The sequence below is a fragment of the Amycolatopsis sp. NPDC043889 genome, assembly GCF_056435645.1.
Map to the genome: position 1 here is coordinate 377362 of NZ_JBWKEC010000004.1, position 20673 is coordinate 398034.

The 20673-nt window shown below is 69.1% G+C and carries 20 protein-coding genes; 17 read left to right on the plus strand and 3 right to left on the minus strand.

Going from position 1 to position 20673, the window contains the following annotated elements; genetic code table 11:
• Window positions 1-43: 43 nt before the first annotated feature.
• The 8 genes from mfd (at window position 44) to AC0685_RS12085 (ending at window position 9873) form a co-directional block, all read left to right on the plus strand.
• On the plus strand, window positions 44-3598 hold the full coding sequence (mfd, locus tag AC0685_RS12050) for a transcription-repair coupling factor (RefSeq protein ID WP_478225553.1): 3555 nt from the start codon (window positions 44-46) through the stop codon (window positions 3596-3598).
• 155 nt (window positions 3599-3753) lie between these two features.
• Window positions 3754-4758, plus strand: coding sequence for a hypothetical protein (locus AC0685_RS12055; RefSeq protein ID WP_478225526.1), 1005 nt, complete (start codon window positions 3754-3756; stop codon window positions 4756-4758).
• The gene (locus AC0685_RS12060; RefSeq protein ID WP_478225527.1) at window positions 4755-5678 is read left to right on the plus strand and encodes a nucleoside triphosphate pyrophosphohydrolase; all 924 of its coding nucleotides are present in this window, start codon (window positions 4755-4757) and stop codon (window positions 5676-5678) included. Before AC0685_RS12055 ends, AC0685_RS12060 begins: the two co-directional genes overlap by 4 nt.
• Before the next feature lie 80 nt (window positions 5679-5758).
• Window positions 5759-6301 carry an RNA polymerase sigma factor gene (locus AC0685_RS12065; RefSeq protein ID WP_478225528.1) on the plus strand — a complete coding sequence of 181 codons (543 nt, stop codon included), beginning with the start codon at window positions 5759-5761 and terminating at the stop codon, window positions 6299-6301.
• Complete coding sequence (locus AC0685_RS12070) at window positions 6298-7113, plus strand: zf-HC2 domain-containing protein (RefSeq protein WP_478225529.1); 816 nt, start codon at window positions 6298-6300, stop codon at window positions 7111-7113. The genes AC0685_RS12065 and AC0685_RS12070 overlap by 4 nt, the downstream gene beginning before the upstream one ends.
• A gap of 17 nt (window positions 7114-7130) precedes the next feature.
• Window positions 7131-7934: an ABC transporter ATP-binding protein gene (locus AC0685_RS12075; protein ID WP_478225554.1), complete on the plus strand. Its 804-nt coding sequence runs from the start codon at window positions 7131-7133 to the stop codon at window positions 7932-7934.
• Window positions 7931-9304 (plus strand): hypothetical protein, encoded by a 1374-nt coding sequence (locus AC0685_RS12080; RefSeq protein ID WP_478225530.1) that lies wholly within the window; start codon window positions 7931-7933, stop codon window positions 9302-9304. Before AC0685_RS12075 ends, AC0685_RS12080 begins: the two co-directional genes overlap by 4 nt.
• 8 nt (window positions 9305-9312) lie before the next feature.
• A complete protein-coding gene (locus AC0685_RS12085; protein WP_478225531.1) occupies window positions 9313-9873 on the plus strand; it encodes a hypothetical protein in 561 nt (186 codons plus the stop codon).
• Between the two features lie 68 nt (window positions 9874-9941).
• Here AC0685_RS12085 and AC0685_RS12090 read toward each other — a convergent pair whose 3' ends face one another.
• The gene (locus tag AC0685_RS12090; RefSeq protein WP_125674107.1) at window positions 9942-10352 is read right to left on the minus strand and encodes a PPOX class F420-dependent oxidoreductase; all 411 of its coding nucleotides are present in this window, start codon (window positions 10350-10352) and stop codon (window positions 9942-9944) included.
• A gap of 145 nt (window positions 10353-10497) precedes the next feature.
• Between AC0685_RS12090 and AC0685_RS12095 the strand changes: the two genes are divergently transcribed.
• Complete coding sequence (locus AC0685_RS12095) at window positions 10498-11202, plus strand: lysozyme family protein (RefSeq protein ID WP_478225532.1); 705 nt, start codon at window positions 10498-10500, stop codon at window positions 11200-11202.
• On the opposite strand, the gene AC0685_RS12100 is transcribed toward AC0685_RS12095, so the two are convergent.
• Window positions 11175-12095: an NAD(P)/FAD-dependent oxidoreductase gene (locus AC0685_RS12100; protein WP_478225555.1), complete on the minus strand. Its 921-nt coding sequence runs from the start codon at window positions 12093-12095 to the stop codon at window positions 11175-11177. The two genes, AC0685_RS12095 and AC0685_RS12100, sit on opposite strands and share 28 nt — an antisense overlap.
• Before the next feature lie 54 nt (window positions 12096-12149).
• Here AC0685_RS12100 and AC0685_RS12105 point away from each other — a divergent pair, with 54 nt between their 5' ends.
• Window positions 12150-12719: a helix-turn-helix domain-containing protein gene (locus tag AC0685_RS12105; protein ID WP_219148332.1), complete on the plus strand. Its 570-nt coding sequence runs from the start codon at window positions 12150-12152 to the stop codon at window positions 12717-12719.
• 30 nt (window positions 12720-12749) lie between these two features.
• Here the strand turns inward: AC0685_RS12105 and AC0685_RS12110 are convergent, their stop codons facing one another.
• Window positions 12750-13163, minus strand: coding sequence for a tetratricopeptide repeat protein (locus AC0685_RS12110; protein WP_125674103.1), 414 nt, complete (start codon window positions 13161-13163; stop codon window positions 12750-12752).
• Window positions 13164-13235: 72 nt separating this feature from the next.
• On the opposite strand from AC0685_RS12110, the gene AC0685_RS12115 reads away from it, so the two are divergent.
• From AC0685_RS12115 to AC0685_RS12145, 7 genes are all read left to right on the plus strand, one after another.
• On the plus strand, window positions 13236-13724 hold the full coding sequence (locus tag AC0685_RS12115) for a VOC family protein (RefSeq protein WP_340687035.1): 489 nt from the start codon (window positions 13236-13238) through the stop codon (window positions 13722-13724).
• Between the two features lie 161 nt (window positions 13725-13885).
• On the plus strand, window positions 13886-15172 hold the full coding sequence (eno, locus tag AC0685_RS12120; protein ID WP_038508280.1) for a phosphopyruvate hydratase: 1287 nt from the start codon (window positions 13886-13888) through the stop codon (window positions 15170-15172).
• Window positions 15173-15358: 186 nt separating this feature from the next.
• Entirely contained in the window at window positions 15359-15721 is a 363-nt protein-coding gene (locus AC0685_RS12125; RefSeq protein WP_091598626.1) for an FtsB family cell division protein, read from the plus strand.
• A gap of 18 nt (window positions 15722-15739) precedes the next feature.
• Window positions 15740-16255 carry a DUF501 domain-containing protein gene (locus tag AC0685_RS12130; RefSeq protein WP_478225533.1) on the plus strand — a complete coding sequence of 172 codons (516 nt, stop codon included), beginning with the start codon at window positions 15740-15742 and terminating at the stop codon, window positions 16253-16255.
• Window positions 16256-16438: 183 nt separating this feature from the next.
• On the plus strand, window positions 16439-17605 hold the full coding sequence (locus AC0685_RS12135) for a lytic transglycosylase domain-containing protein (protein WP_478225534.1): 1167 nt from the start codon (window positions 16439-16441) through the stop codon (window positions 17603-17605).
• A 76-nt stretch (window positions 17606-17681) separates the two neighbouring features.
• Entirely contained in the window at window positions 17682-18635 is a 954-nt protein-coding gene (locus AC0685_RS12140; RefSeq protein ID WP_478225535.1) for a Ppx/GppA phosphatase family protein, read from the plus strand.
• Between the two features lie 258 nt (window positions 18636-18893).
• Complete coding sequence (locus AC0685_RS12145) at window positions 18894-20510, plus strand: peptide ABC transporter substrate-binding protein (protein WP_478225536.1); 1617 nt, start codon at window positions 18894-18896, stop codon at window positions 20508-20510.
• The last annotated feature ends 163 nt before the right edge of the window (window positions 20511-20673 follow it).

Here is a 20673-nt window from a genome sequence, read left to right on the forward strand (position 1 = left end):
TGTCGGTGCCCCCACGTAGGCTGGGACGGTGACAAACGCTCCATTGTCCGGACTCCTTCATTCCATCCTTCCCGATCCGGCCCTTCGCGGGGTCGTGGAGCGGGCCGGTGCACCGGTGCTCGAACTCCAGGGCGCGATCGCCACCCGCCAGCTGGTCGTGGGCGCCCTCGCCGCGGACGAGGGCGCCGGCCGCCCCGTGCTCGCGGTGACCGCGACCGGCCGCGAGGCCGACGAATTGACCGCTTCGCTGAAGTCCTTCCTCGGCGAAGGCGCCGTCGCCGACTTCCCGTCCTGGGAGACGCTGCCGCACGAGCGGCTGTCGCCCCGGGCGGACACCGTCGGGCGGCGGCTGGAGGTGCTCCACCGGCTCGAAGCGGGCGCCGACGACCTGCGTGTCGTCGTCGCGACCGTCCGCAGCCTCATCCAGCCGATGGCGCCCGGGCTCGGTTCGCTCGCGCCCATCGACCTGGTGGTCGGCGAGGAGCAGAGTTTCGAAGGGCTGCTCGAGCGGCTGGTCGAGCTCGCCTACACGCGGGTGGACATGGTCGAGAAGCGCGGCGAGTTCGCCGTGCGCGGCGGCATCCTCGACCTGTTCGGGCCGACGGCGCAGCATCCGGTGCGGGTCGAGTTCTGGGGCGACGAGGTCAGCGAGATCCGCGCGTTCGCGGTATCGGATCAGCGGTCGCTGCCGGGGGAGATCCGGCACGTCAGCGCGCCGCCGTGCCGTGAGCTGCTGCTCACCGAGCCGGTGCGCGCGAAGGCCGCCGAGCTGGCGACGACGTACGAAGCGGACGCCCAGCTCACCGAGATGCTCACCAAGCTCTCCGGCGGGGTCCCCGTCGAGGGCATGGAGGCGCTCATCCCGGTCCTGTGCGAGGGCGAGCTGGAGCTGCTGACCGACGCGATGCCCCAGGGCACGCACGTGCTGCTGGCCGATCCGGAGAAGATCCGCGCCCGTGCGGCAGACCTGGTCCGCACCGGGCAGGAGTTCCTCGAAGCGTCCTGGACGACGGCCGCCGCGGGCGGTCAGGCGCCGATCGACCTCGGCGCTTCCGCGTACCGGGACCTCGCGGGGATCGCGAAGCACGCTCAGGAGACGAAGCGCCCTTGGTGGACGCTGACTCAGCTGGCCAGTGACGATCCCGACGTCTACCGCGTCTCGATCGAGGCCGCGCCGAACTACCGCGGCGAGGTCGAGCGCGCGACGACGGACCTGCGCGCGCACACGGCCGCGGGAGGGACGGCGGTGCTCGTCGTCGCCGGGCACGGCACGGCGGCTCGCGCCGTCGAGCAGCTGTCGGCGGGGGACGTGCCCGCGTCGCTCGCCGAAGGCGTCACCGGTCCGCTGACACCCGGCGTCGTGACGGTGACGTGCGGCGGCCTTTCGGACGGTTTCGTCTCGCCGGAGCGAGCCCTCGTGGTGCTGTCCGAATCGGACCTCACCGGTCGCGGTTCCGGCGCCGGAACGTCCACAAAGGACTTCAGCACCAAGATGCCTTCGCGGCGCCGCAACGCCGTCGATCCGCTCGCCCTCAAGGCCGGCGACTACGTGGTGCACGACCAGCACGGCATCGGCCGGTTCGTCGAGATGGTGCAGCGCACCGTCGCCGGCGCGACGCGCGAGTACCTGCTGCTGGAGTACGCCTCCTCCAAACGCGGGCACCCGGGGGACCGGCTGTTCGTCCCGACCGACCAGCTCGACGAGGTCTCCCGTTACGTCGGCGGCGAACTGCCGACGCTGAACAAACTCGGCGGGTCGGACTGGAAGAACACCAAGGCCAAGGCGAAGAAGGCGGTCAAGGAGATCGCCGCCGAGCTCGTGCAGCTCTACGCGGCGCGGCAGGCCGCTCCGGGGCACGCGTTCGGCCAGGACACCCCGTGGCAGGGCGAACTCGAGGACGCCTTCCCGTTCACCGAGACCAACGACCAGCTCGCCGCGATCGACGAGGTCAAGGCGGATATGGAACGCGGCGTCCCGATGGACCGCGTCATCTGCGGCGACGTCGGCTACGGCAAGACCGAGATCGCGGTGCGCGCGGCGTTCAAGGCGGTGCAGGACGGCAAGCAGGTCGCGGTGCTGGTGCCCACGACGCTGCTCGCGCAGCAGCACCTCAACACCTTCACCGAACGGATGAGTTCGTTCCCGGTGAAGATCAGGGGCCTTTCGCGGTTCACCTCGAAGCCCGAGTCGGACGCGATCCTCGAACAGCTCGCTTCGGGCGACGTCGACATCGTGATCGGCACGCATCGCCTGCTGCAGACCGGGATCCGGTACAAGGACCTCGGCCTGGTGATCGTCGACGAGGAGCAGCGGTTCGGCGTCGAGCACAAGGAGCACATCAAGGCGCTGCGGACGCACGTCGACGTGCTGACCATGTCGGCGACGCCGATCCCGCGGACGCTGGAGATGTCGCTCGCCGGGATCCGTGAGATGTCCACGATCCTGACCCCGCCCGAGGACAGGCACCCGATCCTGACCTACGTCGGCGCGTACGACGACAAACAGGTCGGCGCCGCGATCCGGCGCGAACTGCTGCGCGACGGCCAGGTCTTCTACGTGCACAACAGGGTTTCGTCGATCGAGAAGGCCGCGAAGCGCATTCGCGAGCTGGTGCCCGAGGCGCGTGTCGTCACCGCGCACGGGCAGATGAACGAGGACAAACTCGAGAAGATCATCCAGGGTTTCTGGGAGAACGAGTACGACGTGCTCGTCTGCACCACGATCGTCGAGACCGGGCTGGACATCTCGAACGCCAACACGCTGCTGGTGGAACGCGGTGACCTGCTGGGTCTCGCACAGCTGCACCAGTTGCGCGGCCGGGTCGGGCGAGGGCGTGAGCGCGGGTACGCGTACTTCCTGTACCCGCCGGAGGCCCCGCTCACCGAGACGGCGCACGACCGGCTGGCGACCATCGCGCAGAACACCGAACTGGGCGCGGGCATGGCCGTCGCGATGAAGGACCTGGAGATCCGCGGCGCGGGCAACATCCTCGGCGCTGAGCAGTCCGGGCACATCGCGGGCGTCGGGTTCGATCTGTACGTGCGGCTCGTCGGCGAAGCGGTCGACGCGTTCCGCCGTCACGCGGGCGCGGAGACCGCCGAAGAGGAGGAACTCGCCGAGGTCCGCGTGGATCTCCCGGTGGACGCGCATATCCCGCACGACTACGTGCCGGGCGAGCGGCTGCGGCTGGAGGCGTACCGCAAGATCGCGGCCGCGCCCGACCAGGCCGGGCTCGACGCCGTCCGCGAGGAACTGGTCGACCGCTACGGCCAGCCGCCCGCACCGGTGCGGAGGCTGCTCGCGGTCGCCGCGTTCCGGCACACCTGCCGCGCGGCCGGGGTCACCGAGGTCTCCGCCCAGGGCACGTCGATCCGGTTCGCTCCGCTGCCGCTGGCGGATTCGCAGATGGTGCGGCTGAAGCGCTTGTACCCCAAGGCTCTCTACAAGGCGGTGACGAACACGGTCTCCGTGCCGAAGCCGACGGAAGGTCCGGCGGGCGGGCGGATGGGCGCCCCGGCGCTGCGAGACGAGGAGCTGCTGGCCTGGTGCGCGAAGCTGCTGACGAATCTGATGAAGTCGCCGGCGCCCGTCGCGTGAGGAACTCCGAACACGCGTGATCGGAGACGTAACTCGCGTGATGGGAAGCGGAACTCGCGTGCTTGGAGGCGTAACTCGCGTGATGGGCCGAGCCCGAATCGCGACTCACGACCTGGTTCTCTCGCCGGGGCCGGTATGAGAGGGTAGGCCCTGTGATGCGGATCATGGGGCGCCGTCGCGCGCTGGTCGGGGTTCTTGCCGGTTCTCTCCTTCTCGCCGGATGCAACGCCGGACCCGGGCAGGTCGGTGCGGCGGTGATCGTCGACGGCAGGACCGTTTCGGTGGATCGCGTGCAGCAGCTGATCGACAAGGCCGTTCGTGAGCACCCGTACGGTCAGCAGCTCGCCAAGGAGCACAAGCTCGACCTCGTCGGCCGCGAAATCGTCCGGCAGGAGATCCTGCACGACCTCACCAAGCGCGCCGCTCAGCGGGAAGGCATCGGGGTCGACGAATCCCTCGTGGTGAACGCGTTGCAGAACGATCCGCTGGCGAAGCCGATGGAGGCCAACCCGCAGGACGACCCCGAGCTCAGCGTCGAGCAGCTCGTGGCGCGGGTGCGGGACCACCGCGAGGCACTGGTCGACGCGGCGCTGCAGACCCAGCTCGCGATGAAGTACGTGGACAAGCTCACCGTCACGTTCGATTTCAGCTCGGTCTCCTCGACCGACGCCACCGGTGGCGACTCGGACAAGCTGCGCGAGCAGGCGATCGAGAAGGCCCGCCGCTTCGCCGCCTCGCCGAACGCGGCCGCCGAGCTGATCGCGCAGGACCAGCAGACCTCCGACACGCAGGCGGGCACCGGCCAGAAGCTGCCCGCCATGCAGTCGCCCGCGACCGCGGCCACCGTCTTGTTCGGTCTCGAACCCAACACCGTCGCCGCCTTCAAGCCGACACCGCAGCAGCCTCTGTGGGTCGTCGTCGTGGTGCGTGAGCGGACCGCGGACAAGCCCGTCGCGTCGGACCAGGCCGCGCAGCCCACTGCCCAGCAGCTGGCCAAGATCGGTGTCCGGCTCCTCCAGCCGGACCTCGACCAGGTCGACCTCAAGGTGAACCCGCGCTACGGCGTGTGGGATGTTGTCGACATGGACCTCGCGCCCAACGAAGCTTCGAAGAAGGGCATCGTGCTGCCTGTGCACGGTGCCGCCCCGCAGAACCCGTGACCGCTGCCGTCGTCGTGATCGCCCGCGGGGCGACACTGCCCGCTGCGGCACTCCCGATCCTGCGGAACGGCGCGGCCGTGTACGCGGCGTCCGATGTGGATCCAGGCGTTTTCGGGGTACCCGCGCTCGGTGACACGCAGGTGCGCGACCTCGTGCTCATCGCCGGTTCGCGAAGGGAACCGAAAGCCGCGGCGCTGATCAGGTCGGGCGCGCGCGTGATCGAAGCGCCCGTTCCGCCGCTGGTCGAGGCCGCCGAGGTGATGGACCGGCTCCGCTCGCCGGGCGGATGCCCGTGGGACGCCGTCCAGACACACGAGTCGCTGCGTCAATACCTGGTCGAGGAGACCTACGAGCTGCTCGACGCGATCGAGGAGGGCGACCGCGTCGCCTTGCGCGAGGAACTCGGCGACGTCCTGCTCCAGGTGCTGTTCCACGCGCGCGTCGCGGTCGAGGACGCGGATGACCCGTTCGGGATCGACGAGGTCGCGTCCGAACTGGTCGCGAAACTCGTCGGACGTCATCCGCATGTCTTCGCCGACGCCCCCCGGGTCGAGACCGTCAGCGACCAGAACCTCAAATGGGAAGAACTGAAGCAGGCCGAGAAGAGCCGCCAGTCCATTGTGGATGGTGTCGCGCTCGGCCAGCCCGCCGTGGCGCTCGCCGGGAAGCTCGGCCAGCGCAGTGGGCGGGCCGGAATCCCGCTCGACCTCTTCCCCGACGGTTCCGAAGCGGCCGCCCAGCTGTTCCGGGTGGCCGCGACCGCGCGCCGCGCGGGCGTCGATCCCGAAGGCGAGCTCCGCGCCGTCGCGAAGCAGTTCGCCCGCGATATCCGGGCCGCCGAGCAGGCCGCACGCGACGCCGGTCTGGAGCCGACGACGCTCGAAGCCGACGGCTGGCGCAAGTTCTGGCCGGATTCCTGAGCGAAGCCTCCACGGAGGTCTTGTGACACAGGACACAATCGAGTGAGAACCGTTTCGGCGATCTCGGCGTCTTGCCGGATGTGAAAGGAACGGAACCGGACGAAGAGCAGCTCGTCCGCCGCACGGCCCAAGGTGACCGCGCGGCGTTCGAGGAGCTCTACCGCCGCACGTCGCCGTGGCTGGCCGTGCGCCTGCGCCGTCGCTGCGCCGACGATCAGATCGTCGCCGAGGTGATGCAGGAGACCTACCTCGCGGTCTGGCGCGCGGCGGGCGCGTTCGCCGGTTCCGCCGTCGGCGGGAGCGCCGTGGGCTGGCTGTGGACGATCGCCGCGCGCCGGCTGGTCGACGCCTTCCGCCGCCGGGCGCGGCACGCGCAGCCGCTGCCGGTCGCGGAAAGCACCGTCGCGCCCGCCGCCGAGGACGAGGCGCTGGCCGGCGCGGTCGGCGACCACGTCGGCGACGCGCTGCGACGCCTCGCGCCCGAACTCCGGCAGGTCCTGCAGGCCATGGTGCTCGACGGGCTGACCGTCCGTGAGACCGCGGTCCTGCTCGGCCTGCCGGAAGGAACCGTCAAAACCCGTGCCAGGCGGGCTCGGATCGCGATGCGGGAGGCGCTGTCGTGAACAAGGAACACGTGTCCGAACAGCTCCTCGCCGGTTACGTCCGCGGGGACGACGGCTTGGCCGGTGACGAGGTCTGGGCGGTCGAAGCCCATCTCGAATCGTGCGCGGAATGCCGGGGGAGACTGTCCGCGCTCAGCCTTCCGGCGGTGTCGGCGCTGGTGGACGACGTCTGGGCCGGACTGGGGCCGAAGCTCGCCGAAGCGGGCCCGAGCCCGCTGCGGTTCCGGTGGGCCGGACGGCTGCACACCTGGGTGACGCCGGTGATGCTGCCGTGGCTGGTGATGATCGTCCTGATCCCGGCACTGGGCTTCCTGCTGGACTCGCTCGGGTTCACCGGCTCCGAGGGCTACTCGTTCGTCCAGCTCTTCTCACCGGTGCTGCCGGTGCTCGGGGTCGCGGTGTCGTGGGCCAAGGGGCTCGATCCCGCGTACGAACTGGTCACTTCCACGCCGAGGGCCGGGCTCTACCTGCTGCTGCGCCGGACGACGGCGGTCCTCGCCGTCGTGTTGCCGATACAGGCCCTCTCGGGCTGGCTCGGCGGGGGCGGATTCGGGCTCGGTCTCCTGCCGAGCCTCGCCTTCACCACCGGGACGCTCGCGCTCGGCGGGCTGATCGGGGTGGTGCGGGCGGCTTACGTCCTCACCGGGGTCTGGATGGCGGTGATCTTGGCGCCCGCGGTGGCTTCGCAAGGGCGCGCCACCGCGCTCGAACCCCGGCTTCTCCCGGTGTGGGGCGCGATCTTCGCGCTGACCGCGGTCGTGGTGGTGCTCCGGCGGAGCGTCTTCGGCCTGCTCACCGGATCCGAACGATGAACGAAGGGGAGAACATGATGCGTGCTGTCGGGGCCGCGGAGGTCGCACCGACGACCTACGCGTGGCAGATCAAGGCGGAGGGACTGAAGGTCCGGGTCGGCAAACGCAAGTTCGCCGTGAACGGGCTCGATCTGGAACTCGGCACGGGGGTGCACGGTCTGCTCGGCCCGAACGGGGCCGGGAAGACCACGCTGATCCGGGCACTGGCGACGGTGCTCCGGCCGGCGGAGGGAGGGCTGGCGCTGCTCGGTGAATCCGTCGGGGGGTTCACCGATCAGCGCCGCCTGCGCCGCCGTATCGGCTATCTGCCGCAGAATTTCGGTTACTACAAGCGGTTCACCGTCCGCGAATTCGTCGAATACATCGCCTGGCTGAAGGAGATGTCCAAACAGGACATCCCGGCCGCGGTGCAGCGGTCGATCGAGCGGGTCGGCCTCGCCGATCGGGCCGACGACCGGATGAAGACGCTGTCCGGCGGCATGGTGCGGCGGGTCGGGATCGCGCAGGCGATCGTGAACGATCCGGACATCCTCCTGCTGGACGAGCCGACCGCCGGGCTCGACCCGGCACAGCGTGTGCGGTTCCGCGATCTCCTTCAGGAAATCGGCCGCGACGCCTGCGTCGTCGTCTCGACGCATCTCGTCGAGGACGTCGCGACGGCCTGCACCGACGTCGTCCTGTTCGAAAACGGGAAACTCGTCTTCCAGGGATCGCCGGACGAGCTGGCCGCGGCCGGGAGCGAGGAGTACGTCGGCGACAGCCCGATCGAGCGCGGTTACTCGGCGCTGCTGGGGCACGAGCCGGGGAGGGGGAACTGGTGAACACGCGTGTCCTGCGGACCGAACTCCGCCGTTCCATCGCCCCTTGGGCCACCCTCGCGATCCTCGTGGTCGCCTTCGGGTTCCTGTATTCGTTCAGTGGGCCGTGGTCGAAGGCGCCGATCGCCTGGGACGAAAACTGGGTGCCCGCCGCGGCGTGGAGCCGGTTTCTCCTGGTGTTCCTGTGGCCGATCGCGATCGGCGCCGGGGCCATCCAAGGCATGCGGGACAGCCGCTCGGGGATGGCCGAACTGCTCACTACGATGCCACGGCCCCCTTGGCACCGGGCGGCGAAACTCGCCGGTGCGCTGGGTGGCCTGCTGGTGCTGGGCTACCTGCTGATCTTCGCCGTCGGTGCCGTACAGGTGATCTTCAGCGGCGCGTTCTTCACCTTCGGCTGGCTGCCGATCGTCGTGGTCGGCGCGCTCGCGATGCTCGCCGGCGCCTGGATCGGACTGGGGATCGGCCGGTTGCTGCCGCATCCGCTGACCGCGCCCGCGGTGGCCGTCGCCGCTCTCGTGACCGTGCTCGTGCTCCAGATCGCCGGGTCGAAGGGCAGCGTGCTCGTGGGCGCTGTTCCGGCCTGGGTCTCTTCGCTCTCTCCCGCGATGGACGTCACCAACGATCCGTTCATCACCACCGCGAGCCGGGTGGATCTCGGGCAGGGGGTCTGGCTCGCCGGACTCGCCGTGACCGGATTCCTTCTGCTGGCGGCCCGCTCCAAGCGGGCGAAGGCACTCGCCGTCGTCCCCGCGCTGGTGGCGGTCGTGATCGCGATACCCGTCCTGCCCGCGACCTACGCCGAGGCCACGACCGTCGATCCGCGTGCGACGGCGCTGGTCTGTGACGGCCCGGTCTGCGTTCCCCGCCTGCTCGAGCCCGAACTCGCCCGTCTCGCCGGGCCCGGAAAGGAAGCTTTGCGGCTCTTGGGAACCTTGCCGGACGCGCCGGTCAAGGTCACGGTGATGGACCGGCGGCTGGACTTCGACGAGGAACCGCCGCGTGCCGCGGACACCGTCTTCGTCGACCTGCTGGATTGGTCCGTCCGTTCGGCCCTGGAATCGGACGACATGACGCGGACACTGGTCGCCGGCGCCGGGACGCCGACCTGCTACACCGTCCACGGTGTCGACAGGTCCTTCATGGACGAAGTCACCGCGCGGTCGATCACTTCGAGCTGGCTCCTCGGTGAGTGGGAGATGCTCAATGGGGCGTGGCTGAGCGACGACAAGAAGAACGAGGTCCTCCGGAACTGGGAGACCTTCCGGGCCCTTCCGCCCGATGTGCAGCGAGAGCGGATCATCGCGCAGCGGCAGGCGGGCCTGACCTGCCAGGGCAACCAGCTCGACATCCTCCTCGGCGGCGCCCGATGAGGTGGGCGGTGCTGTACGCGCGCTCGCGCGCCATGCCCGCGTCGTTCGCGGCGCTGGCCGTGAGCATGGCGGTGATGTGGTTCCTGGCGTGGGACCGCTGGTCGGAGCTCTCGGTTTCCCTGGCGCTGCTGGTGGCGATCGCGGTGACCGCCATCGGCCTCGGCGGGCAGGACATCGATCTCGACCGGACCGCCGCGATCCGCTGGGCGCCTCGCCGCGTCGTGCATCTCCTGCTGATCGGCGGCCTCGGCATCGGTGCCGTGCTGCTGCCGAGGCTGTGGGTGGCGGAGCGGGTTCCGGTGGAGATCATCGTGCGGAACGCGAGTGGACTGCTCGGTCTCGCCGGAATCGCCGCGGTGCTGTTCGGCGGCGCCTTCGGGTGGACGTTGCCGCTGGCCGGGTTCGCGGTCGCGTTCGTGGTCTGGGCCACCATGTCGGGCACGGAGACCGCGTACCGGGTGATCACCTGGCCGTTCCAGCCCGCCGGCGTCGCCGAAGCCACGTGGACCGCCGTGGTGCTCGCCGTGGCCGGTTTGGGGACCTACGCGGTTTACGGTGCCCGTCGCTGAAAGTGTCATGAAAGGGTCGTTCCTGACGTTTTTCGTCAGGAACGACCCTTTCATGACATCCGATGGGGTCAGACGTTTCGGTTGTGCGGAACGAGGTCGAGCGGGTCGTGGTCCGGGTCGTCGACACCGAGGCTGATGATCCGCGACGGGTGGATCCGGATCACCGCGCCGTCGAGATGGCCGTCGGGGGTGCGGGCGCCGGTCAGCGCCTCGGCCCGGCCGCGGATTTCGAGGCAGCGGATCCTCGGCGGGTCCTGCGAGGGCATGTCGTCCACCACGAACGCGGCCTGCCCGTTCGCGGCCACGTTCCGGAACTTCTTGCTCTTCGCCAGTTCGTAGCCGGTGATGTCGATCGTCCGGGTCTCGGTGTTGTAGGCGTAACCGACGGGGCTGACCTGCAGCGTGCCGTCCGGCTGCGCCGTCGCGAGCCGTCCGAGACCTTGGGTGGCGAGGTAGTCGAGTTCCGCTTCACTGAACATGGGAATCAGTGTGTGATCTCCACTTAGCTGGAGGTCAAGAGGTAATCCCGCTTCGAGCTGCCGGTCGCCGATCGGTTCTACCGTCAGTCGGGTTCGTAAGCCGATTGGGGCATCGCCCGGAAGTGTGGCGAAGTAACCTGACCGGGTGGCCGAAACCGCCCAGAGCACCGAAGCCCCGGAGCATGCTGTCCGCCCTCTGCCGCCGTACGTGCCCAGGCTCGCTTTCGCGGGCGGGCTCGTGCTCACGGGAGTGGTGCTGATCATGACCGTCGGGGTGAACCGGCCGGGAGGCGAGGAGCCCCCTCCGCCGGCTCAGCCCCAGCCCGCGCTCGCGGTTCCCGACCAGAAGCCCCAGCCTGGCGTGGCGACGCCGCGTGCGGGGCTCGCCGCGCCGCCCGACCGGCCCACCGTTTCCGACGCGGCCGAACTCGAAACCTGGGCGAAACGGGTGGCGGCGAAGACGCGGCTCTCCTTCGCCGACCTGTCCGCCTACGGCCGCGCCGAGATGTGGCTCCGGCGGCAGAAACCGGGTTGCCACCTCTCGTGGGCGACCCTCGCCGGGATCTCCCACGTCGAAACGGCGCAGGGCAGGCCCGGCCCGATCACGCTCCCGGCCGACGTCTGGGCCAAACACTCCGCCCGGGCCAGGAGCGACGGGAAGCAGCCGGATCCGAAGGACCTCGACGACGCCGCCTTCGCTACCGCCCGCTACCTGTGCGCAGCCGGCGACGACGTCGCCACCCCGGATGGCTGGTGGAAGTCGATGCGGGTGTTCAACCCGTCGGTGCCCTACGTCCAGGAGGTCTTCAGCGCGGCCGACACCTACGCGGACGCGAGCGTCGCGCCCTGATCCTCGAGCACCAGATCGAAGTTGAGTGCCGACGCCATCCGGTAGGCGTCGCCCGCGGCGACGACCAACTGCGCCATCGGATCGACGACGTTCCCCGCCGCCCAGACGCCGTCCACGTTCGTGCGGCCCTGGGCGTCCACCGCGATCGAGCCGCTTTCGGTGCGCGCGCAGCCGATCTGGGTGAGAAGCCGGTCGTGCGGGACGAACTTCGGGCCGACGAACACGACATCGCGTTCGACGAATTCCCCGTCGACGAGCCGGACGCCGGTCAGCCGGTCGTCTTCGACGGCGAGTTCGGACACCTTCCCGTCGACGATCCGGATGCCCAGCCCGGTCAGCTTCGCCCGGTCTTCGGCCGAGAGCTGCTGCGTATGCGTGAAGAAGGTCAGGTCCTTGCTCCACTGCCAGACGATCAGCGCCTGGTGGACCGACTTCTCGGAGGTGGCGAGCACGCCGAAACGCTGATCGCGCACCTCCCAGCCGTGGCAGTACGGGCAGTGCAGGACATCGGCGCCGAAGCGCTCCGCGACGCCGGGGACGTCCGGCAGTTCGTCGGCCAGCCCGGTGGTCACCACGATCCGGCGACCGCGGATGACCCGGCCGCTCGCCAGTTCCACCGCCTTGTCGTGCCGCAGCCGGTGGACGACGTCTTCGACGATCTCGACGCCGTAGCCGCGGACCTCGTCGCGGCCTATTTCCAGCAGTTCCTTGGGTGGGATGCCGTCCCTGGTCAGGAAACCGTGGGCGTGCGCGGCGGGCGCGTTGCGCGGGGTGCCGCCGTCGATCACGACGACCCGGCGCCGCGCCCTGCCCAGTACCAAGGCCGCGCTGAGACCCGCGACGCCACCACCGATGATCACCACGTCGAATTCGTTGTTCATGCTGCCGAGCATCCGGATTTGCGGCAAAGTTGGCAAAGTTCATTGCCGATTTGGCAAACTGGAGGTATGGAGGACATCGAACGGCGGCTCGCCGAGGTCGGCCCGAAGCTCAAGCAGCTCCGCAAGGAACGCGGCACCACCCTCTCCGCGCTTTCGGAGGCGACGGGGATCTCCGCCAGTACGCTCTCGCGGCTCGAATCGGGCTCCCGGAAGGCCACGCTGGAGCTGTTGCTCACGTTGTCGGCGGCGCATCAGGTACCGCTCGACGAACTGGTCGGCGAACCCGAACCCGCCGACCCGCGGGTCCGGATGAAACCGCAGAAATTCGGCAGGTTCACCGCGTGGGCGCTGACCGCGCAGCCCGGCCAGCCGCAGGCGTTCAAACTGTTGATCCCGGTCGAGGACATCGAGCCCGTGCAACGCACGCACGAGGGCTACGAGTGGATGTACGTCCTCAGTGGACGGCTGCGGGCGCTGCTCGGCGACCGCGACTTCACGATGGGGCCCGGCGAGGCCGCGGAGTTCGACACGCGGGTTCCGCACTGGTTCGGCAGCGCGGGGCCGGGGCCGGTGGAGCTGCTGGTGCTGTTCGGCAAGCAGGGCGAGCGGGCCCACCTGCGGGCCAGGTCGAAGTGAGAGCAAAGGTCCCTTGCTCTCGCCGCCGGGTCAGTCGCGCAACGCGATCCGCGCGCTGACCTCGCTGATCGCTTCCAGATACTCCGGGATCGGGTGCATCGCCGACGCTATCCGCATCTGCGCGAGCGCCTCGGTCAGCCTGCCGAGGCGCTGGAGGGTCCGCCCGAGCACGAACCGCGCGTAATGATCAGTGGGGTCCAGTTCCAGCACCCGGGTGAAGGCGCGTTCGGCCCGCCGCAACTGTGCGGAGTGGAAGTACGCGCGGCCTGCCAGCAACTGAACACTCGGTTTGTCGGTTTCGTCCTCCAGCAACGGCTCGAGGGCCTTGAGGGCATCGAGCGGCCTGCGGCTTTCGACCAGCGCCTCCGCCTGTCGGAAGGCGCGGAACCGAGACTCACCGGACGAGTCCTCACCGGGTTCTGGGGCGGGTTCGGCATCCATCATGGTCCGCTCCACGATACGCCTGGGCAGGGCCGTTCACGAGGAGCTGAAACGGTCATGGTGGACTGTCCTGCCATGAGCAGTGCCGAAGCGGATAGGCCCGAAAACGAGCCCGGCTACCTCGGGCTCGCGCCGTACCTCTACTACGCCGACGCCACCGAGGCGGTCGCGTGGCTGGTCAGAGTGTTCGGGTTCACCGAGGAAGTGCGCTTCGCCGACGCCTCCGGAGAGGTGTTCCAGGCCACCCTGTGCGCCGGTCCGGCCAAGATCCAGCTGGCCGGCGTCGGCCCCGAGTACTGGCAGGCGAAAGGCGTCGACGGCCCGGTCGGGCAGCTGAACATCGTGTACGTCCCCGACGCCGACGCGCAGTACGAGCGCGTCCGCGCCGCGCTCGGCGACGACGCCGACATCGACGCGCCCCAGGATCAGCCCTACGGCGCCCGGGTGTTCACCGTCTCCGACATCGGCGGCAACAGCTGGACCTTCTGGCAGCAGTTCTCCGACACCGTCGAGCTTCCGTCAGGCTGGAAGGAAGTCCGGGCGGACGAACCAGCCACGGAGTAGGTACCGCGGAGCGAAGCTCCTCCGTTGAGGGCGGTGGCGGGGAGGAAGGTCGGAAAGGTCCGGTCGACGGCTGATGTGGCGCGTGCCTCCAACGGGTGAACTGCGGTGACGGCTAGGCTGGGCCCGGTCACCGCAGGCACAACCCACATGAGGAGCATGGCGTGGCGCTCATCGAGCAGGTAGGCGCTCGCGAGATTCTGGACTCGCGAGGCAACCCGACGGTCGAAGTGGAGGTGGCTCTCGACGACGGCACGCTGGCGCGGGCCGCGGTCCCCTCGGGTGCGTCCACCGGCGAACACGAAGCCGTCGAGCTGCGTGACGGCGACACCGGCCGGTACAACGGCAAGGGTGTCGAGCGCGCGGTCGCGGCCGTCCTGGACGAGATCGGCCCGGACCTGGTCGGCACCGACGCCGTCGACCAGCGCATCGTCGACCAGAAGCTGGTCGACCTCGACGGCACGCCGGCGAAGTCCCGCCTCGGCGCGAACGCCATCCTCGGTGTTTCGCTCGCCGTCGCGAAGGCCGCCGCGGAGTCGGCCGAGCTGGAGCTGTTCCGCTACCTCGGCGGGCCGAACGCGCACGTGCTGCCGGTGCCGATGCTGAACATCCTCAACGGTGGCGCGCACGCCGACACCGATGTCGACATCCAGGAATTCATGATCGCGCCGATCGGCGCCGAGTCGTTCCGCGAGGCCCTGCGCTGGGGCACCGAGGTCTACCACTCCCTGAAGTCGGTCCTGAAGGGCCGCGGCCTGGCCACCGGCCTCGGTGACGAAGGCGGCTTCGCGCCCAGCCTGAAGAACAACCGCGAGGCGCTCGACCTGATCCTTCAGGCGATCGAGAAGGCCGGGTACGCCCCGGGCCGCGACGTCGCGCTCGCGCTCGACGTCGCCGCGACGGAGTTCTTCTCTGACGGCGCGTACACCTTCGAAGGCGCGAAGAAGAGCGCCGAGCAGATGTCGGCCTACTACGGCGAGCTCGTCCGCGACTACCCGCTCGTGTCCATCGAGGACCCGCTGAGCGAGGACGACTGGGACGGCTGGGTCCAGCTGACCACCGAGATCGGCGAGAAGGTCCAGCTGGTCGGCGACGACCTGTTCGTCACCAACCCGGACCGCCTCGAAGAGGGCATCACCCGCCGCGCCGCCAACGCGCTGCTGGTGAAGGTCAACCAGATCGGCACCCTGTCGGAGACCCTCGACGCGATCTCGCTGGCCACCTCGTACGGCTACAAGTCGATGATGAGCCACCGGTCCGGCGAGACCGAGGACACCTTCATCGCCGACCTCGCCGTCGCGACCGGTGTCGGCCAGATCAAGACCGGCGCCCCGGCGCGCGGCGAGCGGATCGCCAAGTACAACCAGCTGCTCCGCATCGAGGAGACCCTCGCCGACGCGGCGCGCTACGCCGGCGACCTCGCGTTCCCGCGGTTCAGCGCCGAGGGATGACGAACGATGGCGGACCGGGGGAGGGCGCGGACCCGTCGTAGCGGGCGCGCGGACGGCGGCGGCTCCAGCAGGGGCCGCCGACCGGAGCGCGCCCGTCGCACGACGACGACGGAGGTCCGCGCCCGAACCCGGCTGCGCCGCAGCCTGGCGGCGAAGCGGGCATCGGGTGCCGCGAAGGTGCTCGGCATGTCCACCACCCGCCGGGCCGCGGTGGTGGCGATCGTGGTGTGCGCGCTCGCGTTCACCATCGCCGTCCCGCTGCGCACGTACCTCAGCCAAAAGTCCGAGGTGACCGAGCAGCAGCAGTTGCAGTCCGAACTGCAGCGGAGCGTCACCCAGCTGGAAGGCCGCAAGGCCGAGCTGAGCGACCCGGCGCAGATCGAGGCGGAGGCGCGTAAACGGTTCGGTTTCGTGAAGCCCGGCGAGACGCCGTACATCGTGCAGCTCCCCGAAGACAAGGCGCCCGAGCAGGGGCAGCCGCAAGGTCAGCAGCCGGTGCCCGCGGGCTCCTGGTACGAGAAGCTGTGGGATCAGGTCGCGGGCGGCTGAAGTGCGCCCTTTAGCCTTATGGGTGTGAACAGCACGGAAAAGTCCTCCTACGAGCCTGTGACCGACGCCGACCGCGAGATCATCGCGGAACAGCTCGGCCGGGCCCCCCGTGCGCTGCGCGCCGTCGCCGCGCGCTGCCCGAGCGGCCACCCGTCGGTCGTGCAGACCAGCCCCCGCCTCGACGACGGCACGCCGTTCCCCACGCTCTACTACTTGACCTGCCCGAAGCTGACGTCGATGGTCGGCACGCTCGAGGCGTCCGGGCTGATGAAGGAGATGACCGACCGGCTCGCGGAGGACCCCGAGCTGGCGGCCGCCTACCGGCGGACCCACGAGAGCTATCTCGCCGAACGCGACGCCATCGATTCGCTCGGCCACGAGGTCAGCGCGGGCGGGATGCCCGGCCGCGTCAAATGCCTGCACGTCCACCTGGCGCACACGCTGGCCGTCGGCCCCGGGGTGAACCCGTTCGGGGACGAGACGCTCGAGCTGCTCAAGGCGAACGGCTGGCCGTCCGGCGACTGCCAGGGGTAACACCCGCCCGCGATGTACAGATAGTTCCTCCAGGTGGGTTAATTCACCCGATGTCGGCCAACTGGTCCTTCTCAATGGGGTGAAACCGGTCACCGTATGCGGCAGGCTGGGCACAGCCGAGGGTTGACGGGGTGGGCAAGTACCGGATCGCCGAGTCGTGATCCGCCGGGAGGGTTCTGAGGTATGCGCGTGAGGCACGTGCCAGGCGCGGTGACCGGCCATGTGCGGAGACTCTGTCTCCGGCACCGCACGATAGCCGCGGTGACCGGAGGGGTCCTCGCCATCGTCCCGGCCGGTGCCGCGGTCGTCGGTGCCGGCAGCTGGGCCGCGACGGCGAGCACGGTCCATTCCGACAACGTCGCCCTCGTCGACGGCTACGACCCGAAGAACCCGCTCGTCCAGCAGATCGGTGTCGACGGCAGCCTGCCGAACGCCCCGACCCCGCTCCCGCTCCCCGCGGACGAACTCCCCGAAGGACCGCTCGGCATCCCGGTCACCGCGCTCGCCGCGTACCGCAACGCCGCCGACATTCTCATCGCCGAACAGCCCGGTTGCCACATCGACTGGGCTTTGATCGCGAGTATCGGCCGGATCGAGTCCAATCACGCGCGCGGCGGCTACGTCGACGCTAAGGGCAACACCCTCGAGCCGATCCTCGGCCCGCAGCTCAACGGCGCCGGGCCGTTCGCGGCCATCCCGGACACCGACGGCGGCAAATTCGACGGCGACACGGTGTGGGACCGCGCGGTCGGCCCGACGCAGTTCATCCCGTCGACGTGGAAGGGCTACGCCTCGGACGGGAACGGCGACGGCGAGTCCAATCCGAACAACATCTTCGACGCGGCGCTGGGCACGGGCCGGTACCTGTGCTCCGGCGGGCTCGATCTGTCCAAACCGGACCAGTTGCGCGCGGCCGTGTTCCGCTACAACAACTCGGACACCTATGTGAACACCGTGCTGATCTGGGCCGAGGCGTACCGCACCGGTGTGCTGCCGACGCCGGACAGCAAGGTGCCGATCGGCGCCCCGAACGCCGGTGCCGCTCCGCCGCCCGTGTCGGTGCCGCCGCCTCCGGTGCCGCCGACGCCGCCCGGTTCGGTGACGCCCCCGCCGTCGAGTTCGCTGCCGCCGACCAATTCGGGGTCTTCGTCTTCTTCGAAATCGTCGTCGAGCTCGAAGCCAATGCCGCAGTGCCCGACGGTCACCGTGACGGAGACACAACCGACGACGAGCACGAGCCCGACGACCACGACTTCGACTCCGCCGCCGACGACCTGTACCTCTCCGACGACGACCACAACCACGACGACGGTGACGCAGTCGGGGAGCGCCAGCACCAAACCCACCTGATCGGCGTTGACTGTCCATCCATGCCCCCGCCACCACCCTCGACGGAGAAGCTCCGCTCCGCTGTAATCTCCGGGGCATGCCTCGTGTTGCCGCGATCGACTGTGGGACCAACTCCATCCGCCTGCTCGTCGCCGAGCTGACCCCCCGTCACGACGGGACGGTCGACCTGCGCGACCTGCACCGCGAGATGCGGATCGTCCGTCTCGGCCAGGGGGTGGACGCCACCGGCAGGCTGGCCCCCGAAGCGCTCGAGCGCACCCGTAAGGCGCTGGCCGACTACACGATCGCCGCGCGCCGCAAGGGTGTGGAGAAGGTCCGCATGGTCGCGACGTCCGCGACCCGCGACGCGAGCAACCGCGACGAGTTCTTCGCGATGACGCGTGAGGTGCTCGGCACCGAGGCCGAAGTCATCAGCGGGGACGAAGAGGCGCGCCTGTCCTTCACCGGTGCCGTCGGCGAGCAGGATCCCGACGACGGCCCCTTCGTGGTGGTCGACGTCGGCGGCGGCTCGACCGAGCTCGTGGTCGGCACCTGGGACGGCCGCCAGGCCGAGGTCATCGCGGCCAAGTCGGTCGACATCGGCTGTGTGCGCATCACCGAACGCGCGCTGAAGTCCGACCCGCCGACCGCGGCCGAGATCGCCGAAGCCCGTGAGCTGGCCGCCAAGGTCCTCACCGAGGCCTTCGACGTCGTGGACGTGTCCACCGCCAAGACGTGGATCGGTGTCGCCGGGACGGTCACGACCCTGACCGCCGTGGCGCAGGGCCTGCCGGAGTACGACTCCGAGCGCACCCACCTCTCGAAGCTCTCCCACGCCGACATCGACCGTGTCGCGCAGTCGCTCCTCACGGCCGATCACGCGACGCGCGCCGCGAACCTCGTGATCCACCCCGGCCGGGTCGACGTGATCGGCGGCGGCTCGGTGATCGTGCAGGTGCTGGCCGAGCAGTTCGCCACACGCGGTGGCCCCGACGAACTGGTGATCTCCGAGCACGACATCCTCGACGGGATCGCGCTGTCGTTGGCTTGACAGTCGAAGTTTTCTCTTACAGGAAGCCATTTCTTTAGGTGATCAAGCGGTGACCTCCAGTCCGGATTGGGCCGTTCGGCGCAGCGTCGTTCCTACCAACGTTGTGCTCTAACCGGGTGGTCCGGGAGACCGTCACCCATTTGCAACACCAACGCACTGTGATCGGCTTCACCAGTCCCATAGCGTCGTCTCACCTTCTGGGCGGTAGGGCGCGACCAGCGCTCGCCGCGCTATCCGACGACGAGAGTTGGAGTGGACATGCGGGCTGCACGCGGGTTCTGGGGAGCGACGGCGGTGGTGGCCACGGCGGCCCTGCTGCTGACGGCCTGTGGAGGTGGTGGATCCAGTGAGAACAAGGGATCCGGCGCCGTCGACGCCAACGCGTCGGTTTCGGTCTACGGCACCGAGCCGGAGAACTCGCTGATTCCCGCCAACACCAACGAGCTCGGTGGGTCCAAGGCCCTCAAGCCGGTCTTCTCGGCGCTGGTCGGCTACAAATCCGACACCGCCGAGCCGTACAACCTGATGGCCGAATCGATCACCACGACCGATTCGAAGGTCTTCGACATCAAGATCAAAAAGGGCTGGAAGTTCCACGACGGGACCGAGGTCAAGGCCAAGAACTTCGTCGACGCCTGGAACTACAGCGCGAACGGCAAGAACGGCATGCAGAACGCGTCGTTCTTCGAGCAGATCCAGGGCTACGACGAGATCAGCGCCAAGGAGCCCGCCGTCAAGGAGATGTCCGGGCTCAAGGTCGTGAACGACTACGAGTTCCAGGCCACCCTCAAGGGACCGTTCTCCGTGTTCGCCACCAAGATCGGCTACCTCGCCTTCGCGCCGCTGCCGGACAAGTTCTTCGCCGACCCGGAGGCGTTCGCCAAGGCCCCGATCGGAAACGGACCGCTGAAGTTCGTTTCGCGTACGCCGAACCAGAACATGAAGCTCACGCGGTTCGACGAATACCAGGGCGAGGACAAGGTCAAGTTCAAGGATCTGGAAGTCCGCATCTACACCAGCCAGGAGACCGCGTACCAGGATCTGCTGAGCAACCGCCTCGACTTCATGGAGGCGCTCCCGCCGGCGGCGAAGGCCGGCGGCAAGTACAAGACCGACCTCGGTGAGCGTCTGGTCGAAGGGAAGCTGCTCGGCATCAGCGCGCTCGCCCTCCCGTACTACGTCCCGGGTTACAACAACCTCGACCTGCGTAAGGCGATCTCGCTGGCCATCGACCGCGAGCAGATCGTCAAGACCGTCATGAACGACACCTACGCGCCCGCCGACGGCTATGTGTCGCGCGGTATCGAGGGTTACCGGCCCGGCGTCTGCGAGTTCTGCAAGTTCGATCCGGTGAAGGCCAAGGAGTTCTTCGCGAAGTCCGGCTACACCGGCAAGCTGACCATCGCGTCGAACGCCGACGGCGGCCGCAAGGAGCCGCTGGTCGCGGCGTGCAACAGCATCAAGAACGCGCTCGGCGTCGAATGCGACTTCGTGCCGGCGACCGACTTCGGGCAGTGGCGCAGCATCGTCAACAACCGCCAGCTGACCGGCATGGGCCGCTCCGACTGGTCCGCCGACTACCCGTCGATCGAGAACTACCTGAACCCGCGCTACAAGAGCACCGGTTCGTCGAACGACTCCACGTACAACAACCCGGCCGTCGACGCGCTGCTGACCCAGGCGGACCAGACCGCCGACAAGGCGGCCGCGATCAAGCTGTACCAGCAGGCCGAGGATCTGATCGCGAAGGATCTGCCCCAGATCCCCGTGTGGGAAGAGAAGGGCGTCGGCGGCAAGTCGAACCGCCTCAAGACCGTGAAGCTTGACTTCGGTCGGCTCGCGGACTACTCGTCCATCGAGGTCGCGGCGAAGTAACGCACTTCGCAGGCTCCGTGCGGTCGTGGGGGGGGTTTTTGGTTTGGACCCAAAAACCCCCCCCCACCCCCCCCCGAAAAAGGAGACCACCAAAGGGGCACCCGGAGGAGAGAGGCAGGGCCCCACACAACCTCCTAAGGCCCCCTCCAACTCTGCCAGGGTT

Bases quoted from the DNA above. Each gene is read 5' to 3' on its own strand.
- AC0685_RS12055 (WP_478225526.1), top strand. From the start codon at position 3,754: ATGCGGATCATGGGGCGCCGTCGCGCGCTGGTCGGGGTTCTTGCCGGT.
- AC0685_RS12075 (WP_478225554.1), top strand. From the start codon at position 7,131: ATGCGTGCTGTCGGGGCCGCGGAGGTCGCACCGACGACCTACGCGTGG.
- AC0685_RS12090 (WP_125674107.1), bottom strand. From the start codon at position 10,352: ATGTTCAGTGAAGCGGAACTCGACTACCTCGCCACCCAAGGTCTCGGA.
- AC0685_RS12100 (WP_478225555.1), bottom strand. From the start codon at position 12,095: ATGCTCGGCAGCATGAACAACGAATTCGACGTGGTGATCATCGGTGGT.
- AC0685_RS12105 (WP_219148332.1), top strand. From the start codon at position 12,150: ATGGAGGACATCGAACGGCGGCTCGCCGAGGTCGGCCCGAAGCTCAAG.
- AC0685_RS12110 (WP_125674103.1), bottom strand. From the start codon at position 13,163: ATGATGGATGCCGAACCCGCCCCAGAACCCGGTGAGGACTCGTCCGGT.
- AC0685_RS12115 (WP_340687035.1), top strand. From the start codon at position 13,236: ATGAGCAGTGCCGAAGCGGATAGGCCCGAAAACGAGCCCGGCTACCTC.
- AC0685_RS12125 (WP_091598626.1), top strand. From the start codon at position 15,359: ATGTCCACCACCCGCCGGGCCGCGGTGGTGGCGATCGTGGTGTGCGCG.
- AC0685_RS12130 (WP_478225533.1), top strand. From the start codon at position 15,740: ATGGGTGTGAACAGCACGGAAAAGTCCTCCTACGAGCCTGTGACCGAC.
- AC0685_RS12135 (WP_478225534.1), top strand. From the start codon at position 16,439: ATGCGCGTGAGGCACGTGCCAGGCGCGGTGACCGGCCATGTGCGGAGA.
- AC0685_RS12140 (WP_478225535.1), top strand. From the start codon at position 17,682: ATGCCTCGTGTTGCCGCGATCGACTGTGGGACCAACTCCATCCGCCTG.
- AC0685_RS12145 (WP_478225536.1), top strand. From the start codon at position 18,894: ATGCGGGCTGCACGCGGGTTCTGGGGAGCGACGGCGGTGGTGGCCACG.